Origin of the sequence: Brevibacillus nitrificans (genome assembly GCF_003710965.1) — a bacterium.
GTDB classification, from domain to species: domain Bacteria; phylum Bacillota; class Bacilli; order Brevibacillales; family Brevibacillaceae; genus Brevibacillus; species Brevibacillus centrosporus.
The window spans coordinates 732,104-746,045 of record NZ_RHHU01000003.1; the positions used below are offsets into that span (position 1 = coordinate 732,104).

General features: G+C 46.9%; 13 protein-coding genes. 4 read left to right on the forward strand and 9 right to left on the reverse strand.

What is annotated here, in order from left to right:
* Positions 1–80 precede the first annotated feature (80 nt).
* From EDM59_RS05375 to EDM59_RS05395, 5 genes are read right to left on the reverse strand one after another with little or no spacing between them, the layout of a single operon-like run.
* Positions 81–1,076 (reverse strand): oligopeptide/dipeptide ABC transporter ATP-binding protein, encoded by a 996-nt coding sequence (locus tag EDM59_RS05375; RefSeq protein ID WP_122922653.1) that lies wholly within the window; start codon positions 1,074–1,076, stop codon positions 81–83.
* 5 nt (positions 1,077–1,081) lie between these two features.
* The gene (locus EDM59_RS05380) at positions 1,082–2,041 is read right to left on the reverse strand and encodes an ABC transporter ATP-binding protein (protein WP_122922654.1); all 960 of its coding nucleotides are present in this window, start codon (positions 2,039–2,041) and stop codon (positions 1,082–1,084) included.
* A gap of 23 nt (positions 2,042–2,064) precedes the next feature.
* The gene (locus EDM59_RS05385; protein ID WP_221176036.1) at positions 2,065–2,928 is read right to left on the reverse strand and encodes an ABC transporter permease; all 864 of its coding nucleotides are present in this window, start codon (positions 2,926–2,928) and stop codon (positions 2,065–2,067) included.
* Positions 2,929–2,939: 11 nt separating this feature from the next.
* Positions 2,940–3,914 (reverse strand): ABC transporter permease, encoded by a 975-nt coding sequence (locus EDM59_RS05390; RefSeq protein ID WP_122922655.1) that lies wholly within the window; start codon positions 3,912–3,914, stop codon positions 2,940–2,942.
* Between the two features lie 40 nt (positions 3,915–3,954).
* Positions 3,955–4,464, reverse strand: coding sequence for a GbsR/MarR family transcriptional regulator (locus EDM59_RS05395; RefSeq protein WP_122922656.1), 510 nt, complete (start codon positions 4,462–4,464; stop codon positions 3,955–3,957).
* 368 nt (positions 4,465–4,832) lie between these two features.
* On the opposite strand from EDM59_RS05395, the gene EDM59_RS05400 reads away from it, so the two are divergent.
* Entirely contained in the window at positions 4,833–6,722 is a 1,890-nt protein-coding gene (locus EDM59_RS05400; RefSeq protein ID WP_122922657.1) for a helix-turn-helix domain-containing protein, read from the forward strand.
* Positions 6,723–7,131: 409 nt separating this feature from the next.
* Here the strand turns inward: EDM59_RS05400 and EDM59_RS05405 are convergent, their stop codons facing one another.
* From EDM59_RS05405 to EDM59_RS05415, 3 genes are all read right to left on the reverse strand, one after another.
* The gene (locus EDM59_RS05405) at positions 7,132–8,088 is read right to left on the reverse strand and encodes an SDR family NAD(P)-dependent oxidoreductase (protein WP_122922658.1); all 957 of its coding nucleotides are present in this window, start codon (positions 8,086–8,088) and stop codon (positions 7,132–7,134) included.
* Positions 8,089–8,176: 88 nt separating this feature from the next.
* Positions 8,177–9,256 (reverse strand): LLM class flavin-dependent oxidoreductase, encoded by a 1,080-nt coding sequence (locus tag EDM59_RS05410; RefSeq protein WP_122922659.1) that lies wholly within the window; start codon positions 9,254–9,256, stop codon positions 8,177–8,179.
* Between the two features lie 41 nt (positions 9,257–9,297).
* A complete protein-coding gene (locus EDM59_RS05415) occupies positions 9,298–9,666 on the reverse strand; it encodes a DoxX family protein (RefSeq protein WP_122922660.1) in 369 nt (122 codons plus the stop codon).
* Positions 9,667–9,790: 124 nt separating this feature from the next.
* Between EDM59_RS05415 and EDM59_RS05420 the strand changes: the two genes are divergently transcribed.
* Positions 9,791–10,156, forward strand: coding sequence for a winged helix-turn-helix transcriptional regulator (locus tag EDM59_RS05420; RefSeq protein WP_122922661.1), 366 nt, complete (start codon positions 9,791–9,793; stop codon positions 10,154–10,156).
* A gap of 355 nt (positions 10,157–10,511) precedes the next feature.
* On the opposite strand, the gene EDM59_RS05425 is transcribed toward EDM59_RS05420, so the two are convergent.
* Positions 10,512–10,964, reverse strand: a complete 453-nt coding sequence (locus EDM59_RS05425; RefSeq protein ID WP_246010904.1) for a MarR family winged helix-turn-helix transcriptional regulator — start codon at positions 10,962–10,964, stop codon at positions 10,512–10,514.
* Between the two features lie 492 nt (positions 10,965–11,456).
* Between EDM59_RS05425 and EDM59_RS05430 the strand changes: the two genes are divergently transcribed.
* Together EDM59_RS05430 and EDM59_RS05435 are read left to right on the forward strand one after the other, a co-directional pair.
* The gene (locus EDM59_RS05430) at positions 11,457–12,302 is read left to right on the forward strand and encodes an oxidoreductase (protein ID WP_122922663.1); all 846 of its coding nucleotides are present in this window, start codon (positions 11,457–11,459) and stop codon (positions 12,300–12,302) included.
* A gap of 147 nt (positions 12,303–12,449) precedes the next feature.
* A complete protein-coding gene (locus EDM59_RS05435; RefSeq protein WP_122922664.1) occupies positions 12,450–13,922 on the forward strand; it encodes a spore germination protein in 1,473 nt (490 codons plus the stop codon).
* Positions 13,923–13,942 lie beyond the last annotated feature (20 nt).

Below are 13,942 nucleotides of genomic sequence, written 5' to 3' on the forward strand. Positions count from 1 at the left end.
TTCTCAACTACTTTTTGACCAGACGCGTACCAACACTTTCTTTCCACCTAACCAGTTGGGTAAGGATTTTTCAGCTGCGCCTACTGTGCAAAATGACACGCTGCCCAGTGGTTGTCCTTGACTTCTACACGCTTGGGGTATTCTTTCAAGCAAATGTCCTGCGCCATGTAGCATCGCGGTGCAAAGTAGCAGCCTGGCCCATGATCAATGGGGGTAGGTGGTTCGCCATCGATGGTAATCACCTCTCTTTTTTCCGTCAGATCGATCGACGCTGTGTTGGAGAGCAGTACCTTCGTATAAGGATGCTGCGGATGATGCAGGACATCGTCTGTTGCTCCCGACTCGATAATTCTGCCAAGATACATAACGGAGACGTTGTCGGAGATGTAACGAGTCGTACTGATGTCATGACTGATAAAGACCAGTGCTGTGTTGTGGTTTTTCACCAAGTCTTTCAGCATTTTAATGATTTCTGCCCGCACGGATACGTCGAGCATCGAAACTGGTTCATCCGCGACGAGAAAGCTCGGCTTCAAAAGCATCGCCCGAAGAATCGAGATCCGCTGGAGCTGACCGCCTGACAGTTCGAAAGGATAGCGATACAAATAGTCATCCGCTGGCTGCAATCCGACATCTTCCAAAGCTTTGGCTGCGATCTCATATCGTTCTTCGTGAGTCTCCCCGATTTTATGCAGCTTCAGCGTATCCGTTAAAATTCGTTCGATGGTTGTACGCGGATCAAACGTATCAAAAGGGTTTTGAAACACGATCTGGACCGTCCTGCGGAATTGTAGCTGATCTTCCTGCAGCATTTGGTCAGAGGATACTCCGTGAACAGAAATATCTCCGGAGGTTGGGTTCTCCAATCGCACCAGCATTTTGCCCAAAGTGGATTTGCCGCAGCCCGATTCCCCGATGATTCCCATGATCTCTCCCGCTTTTAGCTGCAGACTTACGCCATCTACGGCTTTCACAGTCTTACTTGCGGAACGGAACCGAAATCTTTCTGACTTGACTCGCTGGCTGTACCACTTCACTACGTCTGTAGCTGACAGGACGTACTCCTGTGTCTTCATGCACTTCAACTCCCCGCTATGTGGCATGCGACCATGCGTCCATCCGCCAATGTGCGACGAATCGGCGTTTCCGTTTCGCATGTTGGCTTTCTTGACGGGCATCGATCGGCAAAAATACAGCCTGACGGGCTCTTGCTAAGGTCCGGGAGAGAACCGGCAATGCCTTTCAATTCTCCACGCTCCCCCTTTAAAGCTGGGATGGACTGCAGCAAGCCCTTCGTATACGGATGCTCGGGTGCCGCAATAATGTCTTTGACCAGCCCGAACTCCAGCAGATTTCCAGCGTACATCACCGCCACTTTTTTACAGGTGGTCGCAACCACGGACATGTCATGGGTGATCATGATCCGCGTGATGTTCAGCCGCTCCTCGAGCTGCATGATTTCTTTCAAAATCTGACCCTGTGTCACGACATCGAGTGCGGTAGTCGCCTCATCCAAAATCAGCAGCTTGGGATTGTGCATCAGGCTGAGCGCGATGGATACCCGCTGCATCATCCCTCCTGACAGCTCATGCGGATACATCGTATATACGCGCGCAGGCAGGTTCACCATTTCCAGCAGCTCAAGTATCCGGGCTTTGGCTTGCTCCTTTGTCGCCGTCTTCGCATGAACCTTGTAGATATCCGCCATCTGATATCCGATCTTGTGAACCGGACTCAATGCATTCATCGACTTTTGAAAGACTACGGCCATCTCTGTCCAGCGCCGGGCTTTTAATCGCTCATCATCGAGTGACAACAGATTTTCTCCCGCAAAAAGGACCTCGCCACTCACCTCGGCAATCCGTTCTGGAAGCAGCCTCAGCAAGGCCATCGCCAAGGTAGATTTGCCAGAGCCGGATTCGCCTACAATTCCCACGGAATCCTGCTGCTCCACGTCAAAGGAAACGTTGTGGACAGCGTGGATTTCTTTATTTTTGACGCGATATTTCACCTGCAGATTTTGAATAGATAGCAAGGGCATGTCATTCACCTTCTTCCAGGCTTCTATTTAATGTCTCGCAGCTTTGGACTCAGCACATGGTTGAGACCGTCCCCAATCAAGTAAAATGCCAGAACCGTCACGACAATGGCAAAGCCCGAGAAGGTAGAAATCCACCAGCCGTTTACTAGATAGGACTTACCATGGAAGACCATCTGTCCCCAGCTGACGAGATTGGGATCACCCAAGCCCAAGAAGCTAAGTCCAGCTTCCGTCAATATGGCCCCAGAAATGTTCATCGTCGTGTTGGCAATGATCGGGAAGATCCCGTTTGGAATAATGTGCTTGGTTAGAATTTTGAATTTACTGACACCGATGCTCTGCAAAGATTTTACGTAGGTACGCTCCCGCAGTGACATGGCTTGCGCTCGCATCAACACCGCATTTCCCGTCCAAGTCGTAACCCCGATAACCAGCATCACGTTGAGCATGCTCGATCCAAAGAGCGCCACAATCAATAGAATGAGAAAAAAGGTTGGCAGCATCAAAAAGACGTTGACGAATTCGGACAGTACGCTATCCAGCTTTCCTCTGTAAAAGCCTGAGAGCCCTCCGATCAGCGTACCTAGTATTCCTGAAATCGCTGCCGCCACGACACCGATGAAAATGGAAGTCCGCGCGCCATACAGAAGCTCGCTGAATACATCCCTGCCCAACCCATCGGTCCCCAATAAATACTGTGAACCCGGCGGGGCGAGCAGATCATCGTTGAGCGCAAAAGGATCGTATGCGGCTAGAAACGGTGCGAATAAAGCCAGTAGAATAATGACAGCTAGTAAGCACAGCCCGATTTTCAACTGTGTGATACTGTTGATCACTTGAAGGGTGTTTGTGACTCTCACTCTCATCCGATTTCGTTTTATGTTCACCGCTTTATCCCCTATCCTTTTTCGTTATGTCTAATTCGTGGGTCAATCATCGAATAGATCACGTCCACTAGAATCATACAAACCGCGATCGACACGGATAAAATCAGATAGACTCCCATAAGCAAGGGATAATCTCGCTTCATGATGGCATCCATCAGCAGCTTGCCTGTCCCAGGCCAGGAAAATACAATTTCAATAATGGCTACACCCGCTACCACATAAGCCAGGCTGAGTCCAAAGACAGTAACAGTGGGGAGAATCGCATTTTTAAAAACGTACTTTCTGAAGATTCTGCCTTCTTTCATGCCAGTGGCGCGCAAGGTGGTAATGAAATCCTCGGCCATGACCTGAATCACCGATGATCTCGCAATTCGGAAAAAATAAGGGACCTGACTCAAGACGACGGTCAAGAGCGGCAGAATCAGGTGGAGCAAGACATCCAGCACGTAAGCAAAGCCGGTATGACTCGCTCGCAAATCTACCATTCCGGCAGTCGGCAGCCATTTTAATAGCGAAGCAAATACGAGGATCAGCATGAGGCCTAACCAGAAGCCTGGTGTGGAATCAAAGAGGTAGGAAATGCCGTTCATTACTACATCGAAAGGGGAACCTTTGTGCCGCGCCGCGTAGATGCCGAGCGCGGTTCCGATGAGGACTGCCAGAATCAGTCCGGTCAGAGCAAGCAGCAGCGTAGGTCCCATTTTTTCGGCAATCAGCTTGATGACCGGCTCGTTGTTGATCAGAGAATAGCCCAAATCTCCTTTCAAGAGCGTCCCGATGTACTTGAAGAATTGTATATAGATGGGATCGTTCAAGCCGTACTTTTCCGTCAATGCCGCGACCATCTCCGGGGAAGGATTGTCTTTGCCCGCGATCAGGCTGATCGGATTGCCAGGTGCCAAGTGAACCAGCATAAAATTAATAGATAGCGATACGATGATGACGAGAATGGCAGTAATGATTCGCTTGCGTAAGTAAGTGATCATAGTTTGCTCCCATCCATCCTGATAGAAAGTATCGATTGCTTCATGATTTGAATCGATCTAATTGTCTTGCATTCTTATTCACGGAATTGTTCTCACTTTTACTAGCACGCAGCTCTGCTAAGTATCGCTCATACATCTCAATCAGATAATCGGTTCCTTGAATCCAGTCCTTAAATCGTTGGTCAACCGCGTCATCCTCTTTCACGGCATCATGATGCTTTTTGAATATGGCTTGTCTGGTAAGTGCGGCTGTGATCATATAGATCAGTTCTTGTTCAAGGTAATCCGATGGCAGGACGTAATAGTTCATGCGATCCCCAATAAGCGTCTTTTTATCAACTAGCCCATCTCGAAGCATCAAGTTTATATTCGTAGAGACAGCACCCAGGCTAATTTGCAGGGTCGACGCGATTTGTTGAGAAGACAATGGACTGCTTGAAACCATGAGAAGTCCCATAATGCGCCCCGCGACTCTAGGCAGATTTTGGCGCTCAAAGTCTAGACCGATTTCTTCGATAAATGCGAGAACTTCGGGGGTAATTTTACTCAAAATAAATGCTCCTTCCGAATAGCACGAACCCATTCATCATGTAATGTCATTCCTTTAACCAAATAACAACGTGATTCCAGCAAAGACTAACTCCAGGACAAACTCCCCCTCCCCCCAAAACAATAGCCATTCGATTTGCAGAGGCTTTTTCTTTCTGTGTTATTAATACTAATACGTTTAGAGTTTTTAGTAAATACTGAAATTAAAGAATATAAAAAAATATCTAAAACATGTGTGGGCTCATTTTTCTCTCTGCATGTTTTCTACGAAAATCAAGAGAGGATGATCCGAGTTCTTTTATAATAGAGATGGGTGTCCCTGCCATGTAAACCCGCTTCTCCCATCCTCTCTCTAGTAAAGGTGGCCACATGAAAAGTGATCTGAGTCACGGACAGTTGCAGATGTTGATCCAGGTGTCCAACGCGATTAATTCCACGCTCGACCTGGACGTTGTTTTCAATACCATCATGAAAGAAACGCTCGCTGTTATTGAAGCGGCTGATGAAGGTTTCCTATTTCTGTACGACCCCACAGATGACTACCTGGTGGCAAAAAGCGTATTTCTCCGAGACAATGACGTGCTTTCTGTCGTTCGCCTCAAGCCTGGCGAATCGATGACAGGCATTACCTTTCTCCGAAAAACGTGCACGCATTTTCCGGATCGCGAGAGTGTGCAGCGAGCGGCAAGTACCATGTCTTCGTCCAATCAGCAGAGACTGCGTGAGGCTGACCCCATCTTTCCCTCCTCAGCAGCCAGCGCTCCGATCATGTCCAACGGTGAGTGCATCGGCGTCATCACTCTGGACTGCTTTCGACCAGATGCTTCTTTTAAACCCGAGGATATGCAGCTGTTGGAAGCCATCTCGCATCAAGCTGCGATCGCCTTGGAAAAAGCGAATTTATACCGGGACAAAGAAAAATCGGTTGAGCTGCTGGAAACGCTGAATACCCAGATGAAGAAACAAAATCATCTACTAAATCGGTCTTTGGAAATACATCAAAGCTTGGCAGCCCTTGTTTTGCAAGGAGAAGGCGTGAGCGCCATCCTCGATCATGTACACCGTCTCATGGAGCAGCCGATCATTCTCCTCGATCAAATGGGGGAAATTCTGTCTTCCGCCCCTGCCTTCAGGGAGTTGGAATACCAGGTAAAAAACAAGCTGGAAACCATTCAGCACTCGATTCCATCTTCCTTGACACATGGCGCGGTCTATCCTCCTTTTGGCACACGAAAGATGCCCAATGGCTGCATGGTTTTCCCGATAGGCGCCAAGCCGAATTTTTTAGGCTATCTCGCGCTTCTCAGTGAAAAGCCATTGGACGAAGTGAACATGGCCGCTCTCGAGCACGTATGTACGGTCATCTCTTTTGAATTGGTCAAGGAGCAAGCCGTCTTTGAAACGGAGCAAAATCTGAGGGGGCAATTTATTGAACAGCTTTTTACTGGCCATATCAGCTCCCGCTTAATCGAACAAGCCAAGCATTTGCATATGGACCCTCACCGATCCTATCAAGTGCTCACGATCAACTTTGAAAATGATCGACGTGAATCCACTGACTTTTACGATCGTTTGCTTGCCGCTCGGAGGAATCTCATTCAGATTGCTACAGACTCCTTTCTACAGACGCATCCTCTTGGAATGATCGTAGCCAAGCAGGAGCAATTAGTGGTCTTGCTCTCTTTTGCGAGTAATCAATCCTGGAAGGACATACGAAGCTCTATGGAAGACCAATGCCAAAGATTCACAACAGCCATCTGCATAAAAAATTGGGGGCTGAAGGCATCGATCGGGATTGGAGGCATCAAAAAGGGGCTTAAAGATGTCTACAAATCTTCGGAGGAGTCCATTCGATGCGTCTCTTTTTTGAAGAATTACAAAATGGAGCAACCCTATTTGAGTTACCCGGAGCTGGGGAGCAAACGGCTGCTGCTCCAAAATGATACGGAAGATTTATTGGACTACGTCTTAGAGATCTTAGGGCCACTGCTGCGCTACGAAAAATCAAGGAAAAGAGAGTTTTTACATACGCTCACCACCTTTCTGGATCATAGCCTGAAGATGAAAGAAACAGCAAGTGCACTCAATATCCATCTGAATACGCTGATTTATCGTGTAAAGAGAATGGAAGAAATTTTAGGGATATCCCTGACGAACCAGAAGCAATTTCTCGATGTCAGTATCGCCATTGAGATCTATCAGCTGTTGGAGACAGAGATAGAAGAACGGCTAACGCGAGAGACGACAGTCTACCTTTGAAGCAGATGAACGAATTAGGTTCTAGGTATGAGCATTCTCATAAAGAGAGATCTACTTATTATCTTGCTAGCCCTGCTGTGTGTACAGGAAACAAAAAATAAGAGGGCACCCCTCGGTATCGACGTTGGACGCACCATTCAGGTGAATCCACTCCGTTTGTCAGGGGTGCCTATTTCTTCCTATTATTCTACGGTCTTAACCTACGTGTGAAATGACCTGCTCGGAAACCTCTCTATGTGGTCAGAAAGCAGATATTCCGCAAATTCTCGTGCGCTCACAAAAGGCCAAGCTCCTAGCCCCGCAGCTTTCCACCTTTTGAAGTATAGCCTCATCCATTATCTCAGCTGCTGACTGTATTTCGTATCCTGCATTCCCAAGACTGATGGCTCGATTGTCATGGGCTAAGCGATCAACGGAATAATACCGGTGTTTCTCTCCATAATTTTAGCGCTAGCTTTTCATCAATTGCCCACGGGCGCACGCCTTCCCGATTGCTTTCATCGAGGGCAACTTTTGCAATATCACTATTTTCGCAGTAAACGCCACCATATCCGTCCAGATCTGAACTTACCGCGCACCAAACAATCGTCGCCGCCCCTTCTGGAATCGTTTTGTTCTCGTCGTTGTAGCTTGTAAATCTTCGTTCCCCACTTGCTGTAATCGCACCGATAGCCCTCATTTCCTCGTCCGTTAAGGAATCAGAGAGATTGGTAACAATACTTCCCGGATGCACGGCAAACGAACGAATCCCGTCCGCTTGATAAAGCATATCGAGTGCTACGGTCATTAAAGACATCGCCGTTTTCGAGTGCCCGTACGCGATCCACTTATCGTAGCGGGTATCTGCAAAATTTGGGTCATCGAAGTTAAAGGGCCCAAACCAGTGAGCACGAGAGGAAAGATTCACCACTCTAGCGCCCTTTGTGTTCTTTAATGACGGCAAGAGCCCCTTTGTTAAGTAATAGTGCCCTAGGTAATTACTGGAGATTTGCAGCTCATTCCCCAAAGAATCAGTCTGGTAGGGAATGGCCATAATTCCAGCGCAGTTGATGAGAATGTCCAATGTGTGAAAATGCTCCTGAAACCACGAGATAAACAATTCGACAGTGTCTCTTTTGTTTAAATCGAATTCAGCCGGATATAACACCACATTCTCTACTTCAAATAATGCCTCTCTCGCCTTCCGGATGTTTCTTGCCGGAACGATAACGGTAGCCCCCCCTTTTGCCAAGGACTTGGCCGTTTCCAATCCTAGTCCAGCCGACCCACCGGTAACAATGACGACCTTTCCGTGCAAGCGACTATTTTTGATCACTTCTTCTGCAGTTGTTCGTGCAGTGTAGTTTGTTTCTAGCGGCTGCTGCATGCTTTCCCCTCCATCCAATGATGCTCATTTATACCCAAGTGAATAGACTGCTTATAACGGTGAAAGCTAGCTCCTTTGACAAGATTCATTATTTTGCAAGCTCGCGGCGCACAACAGGTGCGACTTTGGTTGCCAGCAATTCAATTGATTTTGCTACCTTCTCATAGGGCATTCCCCCGATATCCATTTGGAGCATCAATCGGGTATGTCCAAAAAGCTTATGTTGATGCAATATTTTTTCAATTAGCTGCTCCGGACTTCCCACGGCAAGTACTGTAGCTTGCCTCGCGGAATAATCGAAATCGGAACGAGGTATTCTCCCTCTTCCTGTCCTCTTTCCAGAAAATTGGTAAAAGTATTGGCTGTAATACGGATAAAACTCATCCCTGGCTTGCTGCGAGGTCTCCGCTACGTAACCATGACTCGAGACAGCTACACGAAGCTTCGACGAGTCATGACCATGATCTCGACCGGTGAGACGATACAGGTCGACTAGAGGCTTAGCCCTCTCTGGTTCTCCACCTAATAGGGCTATTGCCATGCCTACACCGAGTTTTCCGGCATTCACCGCACTTTCGGGTGTTCCGCCGACACCGATCCATACAGGGATCTCGGGCTGAAGAGGTCGTGGAGAGATTTCCGCATCATTGAGCGCACTGCGGAACTGACCGCTCCATGTAATCCGTTCCTCCTTGCCCAGTTTCAGGAGCAGATCCAATTTTTCGGTGAAGAGACGATGGTAGTCATCTAGGCGATATCCAAATAAAGGGAATGAGTCGACAAATGCTCCACGTCCGGCAATGATTTCTGCTCGCCCGCCCGACACTAAATCGAGCGTAGAAAAATCCTCGAACAGACGGACAGGATCTATCGTGCTCAGTACGGTCGTCGCACTGGTCAGCTTGATTCTTTTGGTTGCCTGAGCAATGGCTGCCAAAATAACGGACGTGGAAGATACTGCAAAATCAAGATTGTGATGCTCCCCGACTCCGAAAATATCAAGCCCGGACTCATCGGCCAGTACAGCAGCGTCTACCATTTCCTGTAAACGCTGCCTTGCACTGATCCTTCTTCCATCATCCTGACTGGGAACAAGATCGCCAAACGTGTACAGCCCTATTTCAAAGCGAGATGCGGTAACGTCAGCCTGTTTTGGCTCGATGTTCATCAGGATCCCTTCTTTCACACTTCAGATGGTAGTAAGTTTTCTTAGGAGAACGGATAACGGATACCATCTATATTGATAAATACCAAAATGATTGCGATCACACCGAGTACAAAGGCCGGCATTGTTTTGGAAACAGGGTCTTTCACTTTCAGATGAGCGATGCAGCCAAAGAGCATCGTAATAGCGAGCCAAACTCCTGCCCAAGCTGTTACCCATGGATGCCAAAAACCGATAATGAGACCGGTTACCCCGATATATTGGACAAGACCGGTAATGACCCGAAACCATTGAGGCAGGCCCAGATGATTGAAAGCTTCTACTTGAGCCTTTGCCCCCGCAAGCTTACTGCCTCCTGCAAGAAGGAAGATGAGAATTAACAGACTTTGAATAATGATGGAAAGTGTCGTCATTCTGTTTACACCCCTATTTTTTATTGACTTCGAATGATAAGATAGATGCGTTTCTTCCGGTTTTTCAGTGAATAGTTTTGACGTCATCAACACCCCTAGAAATCCAACAAGGAGCGTGCGATATATGGAGCACACAATGGAGGCTTGTGCGCTAGATCCGGCGCTGGATGTAATTGTCGGGAAATGGAAGTGTTCCATTCTATTCCATCTGTTTCACGGTACGAAACGGTTTAGCGAACTGCAAAAAGGGATTCCCGACATTACGAAGAAAATGTTGACTTCACAATTGCGTGAATTGGAGGAGCACGATATCATCCAGCGTGTTGTTTACCCGGTCGTTCCTCCAAAAGTTGAGTATTCGCTCACCGAATACGGCCGTACGCTTGAGCCTGTATTAAGTTCGATACATCAATGGGGAAGATCTCATGCAGAGCATATGCGTGTGCGAAGATCGAGCCTGATCCTTGAAGATACTAGGCAAAGCCTGTAAGAAACGTCGTGAACCTCCAGCTGTCTCAAAAGCCATACCTTTGGCATTGGGGCAGCTTTTTTCATGTCTTACTATGTTGTTCATGGTTGCGTCTCCCTCCTCTGTATATGGACTGAATATCGTTATTCGATATCCGCATAGTCATTATGTTTTCAAACCAATCAATTGAGAAGTAGGTACATTTATGTGTCAAGGATACATTTATGTAACCTAAGCAAATTGCCAGGAGCTTATTGAAACAAAAAATGCCCTCACGATCTGCTCATTGCAGCGTGAAAGGCACTTGAAAGCTGGCTTCCGTTACACCGAATAAAAACCCTCGCCAAGTGTCCAAGTATTGGCGAGGGAATGGTTATTAGCGATTTCTGTTCATTTTTGACAATTGATCTCCGATATCATCAATTTGCTTGGCCAGCCCGTCTCCTTCGTCTTCCCCTACTATATCTGCATACTTCCTGTAGAGATCGTCCCACGCTTCGTTGATCTTAACAAGCATGGCTACTCCCTCCTCTGTTACGTATAGCAAGGAGTGCTTTCCAGACTGCTCACTGTACAAAAGCCCTTTGAATTGCAGCTTCTCCACAAAGCGAGTAATGGTAGACGGAGCAGTATGCAGGAGCTCGGCAAGTTCTTTTTGAGAAATACCCGGTTTCTCATGGACAGCCAAAATGATAAAACCATAGGTTGGGGAAAGCCCCGTTGACCGAAATGATTCCTCCGCCAGCTTATCAAGAATTCGGTCCAGCTTTTTCACTGTAAAGAATAGACATTCCTTCAAAAACTCTTCGATTCGATCCCTTCGCATCATGAAACCTTCTTTCAGTCTTACTTCGCTAAAATTGCGTGCACAAGCAAATTATTTGGTAACCCGATTTTATCAATTGAGTTAGCTGGATTCAAATGCTTTTCTCTAAGATGCAAACGGAGAGGTCCACAGATGACGCTCAAAAAGAGTTGACAAGGAGACAGATCGTCCGTAATATAAACATCAGTTGCATGTGCAAGCAACTAAAATTCAACTCTTGAATAAGGAGTGATCATTTCTCATGATGTAGCCTTGCATTTAATAAGTCGGGAGCTGAAATAATAATCTCAGACGAAATAAATTGCATGTGCACGCAATTATATTGTTACAAGAAGCGCATGAAGTTCCTTTTTCGTCTCCAGCTTTTATAAAACTTCGGCGCGAGAGAAATTCTAGATAAGGGCACGATCGCCTGAGGCATAGCTCGCTGCAAATGCTTTCCTACTTATGCAGCCTTCTAACATAAATTCGCTAGGAATGAGGAGTGTATAAATAATGTCATCTACCCAAAAAGTTTGGTTTATCACTGGTGCCTCTCGAGGTTTTGGACGACTCATGGTAGAAAAACTGCTTAGTCAGGGTCAAAAGGTCGTTGCGACTGCACGTAAGCCAGAAGCCATCACGGATTCACTCCAGCATAGCTCTGAACAGCTTCTAGTGCTCCCACTTGATGTTACAGATGAAAATCAAGCCCATGCTGCAGCAAAAGCAGCTATCGAGAAATTTGGGCAAATCGATGTGCTGGTAAATAATGCAGGCTACGGCATTTTGGGCGGCGTCGAAGAAACGAGTGCGGCTGAAGTCGAGAAAAATTTTGCAACCAATGTGTTCGGATTGCTTAACGTCACTCGTGCAGTACTTCCCTACATGCGAGCGCAGCGTTCCGGGCACATCCTGAACCTCTCCTCCATCGGTGGTCAATTTGGCTTTATCGGCTGGGGGGTTTACGGCTCAACGAAGTTTGCTGTTGAAGGTCTTTCAGAATCACTCGCGCAAGAAGTTGCACCCTTGGGGATTCATGTGACGATTGTAGAGCCAGGATTTTTCAGAACGGATTTTCTTGCGGGAGAATCTCTTGCTCGCGTAGAGAATGTGATTGCTGATTATGAAGAGACCGTAGGCAGCATGCGTAGCCAAATGTCAGCAGCAAACAAGCAGCAGCCGGGCGATCCTAAAAAGGCAGCTCAAGCCATGATTGATATTGCTTTTGTAGAGAATCCACCGCTACGCCTCATGCTAGGTGCAGATACACTTGAAATGGTTGCCACCAAAATCAAGCATCTCCAAGCAGATATGGAGGCTTGGAAGCACGTATCTGTAAGTACAGGCTTTGACGAGTAAACCATCCATAGCGATCACTCCCTTTACCGTTTGGGGAGTGATCGCTTTTGTTTTGAACCTGTCCTCTCCATCGAGCCATTTTTCTTGAATACCCAAGCACTGGATGGATAACCATATGATTAGACAGATACTGGCAGGTGGTTCCCTATGCAAGATACGCTATTCAATTCTTTGCAAAAGCTTTCGAAGTCCCATGATTTTACTCAGAAAAAGGTACGAACGAAGTGCAATGTAGTCCATTTAACCTATTACCAATCCGTGATCAGCAATGAACAATTGCATCACGATCTGCTCCCCTTCTTTCAAAATACAACAAACAACATACAGACTGTCCACGAGCTTCGCACATTAATACCCATCCAGGATTTAGTCATCTCATCAGACCTGGATGAAATCACACAACATTTGACGAAAGGCTATATCTTTATCCAGCTGGACAGCTACCTGGATGAAGGTGTTTTGGTAAACATAAAAGATCAGGAAAGTGGCGCCAGAAAGTACAACAACACTGAAAATGAATATAGCGTTGTCGGACCGAAAGTTGGATTTGTAGAAGATATCGATACCAATTTGAAGCTGATCCGCCGGATTATCATATCGGATAAGCTGACTTTTGCAGAGTTAACCGTGGGCTCTTTATCGAAAACCAGGGTCGCCATCGCCTACATAGAAGGGATTGCCAATCCAGAGCATGTCAATACCTTGCGTCAGCGACTCTCCGAATTTGATTTTGACGTCATTTTTGATAGTGCGCTGATCGATCAAATCATCGCAGACAACTCCAATTCCATTTTTCCGCAGTTTATGACGTCCGAGCGCGCTGACCGAATCAAATACGGGTTGATAAACGGGCAAGTAGCTATCTTTTGCAACGGATCTCCCTATGTGATGTTTGGTCCATCGACTATCTTCGATTTTTTCATATCGCCAGAAGATTATTACCTGCCGTGGATCCTTGGCTCATTTTTTCGGCTGATTCGCTATCTTGGGGTTATTTTTTCTGTCATGGCAACCCCGATTTACGTCGCCGTTTTAAGCTTCCATTATTCGGTCATTCCCAAAAATCTGTTGGGGCCGATTATCGAATCACGAGTAGATGTGCCGTTTTTGCCGGTCGTAGAAGCATTGTTCTTGGAAATTACAATCGAGCTGTTGCGAGAAGCAGGAGCCAGATTGCCGACAAAAGTAGGGCAAACCTTGGGGATCGTGGGTGGTATCGTCATCGGACAAGCTGCCGTTGCTGCCGCTCTGACAAGCAACATCTTGCTCATTTTCGTTTCATTGTCGGCTCTCGCATCGTTCACTACCCCGATTTATAAAATGTCCAACACGATTCGATTTTTACGTTTCCCTTTGATCGGACTGGCTGCCGTATGGGGGGGACTGGGCATCGTAATGGGACTTGTCATCATTTTGGGGCATCTACTCCGATTGCAGTCGCTGGGCACACCTTACCTTGCCCCCGTCTATCCATTTCGCTATAAAGATTTTCGAGACAGCTTCATTCGCGCTTCGACAGAGTATACGTATTTACGCCCAGGATTTCTTCGGCCCGTTTCGATGAAAAGGTATAAGGTCCATCCTCAAAAAGACAATCCGAACAGCTACGACAACGAATAAAAATCTCAAGGACAGGAGAT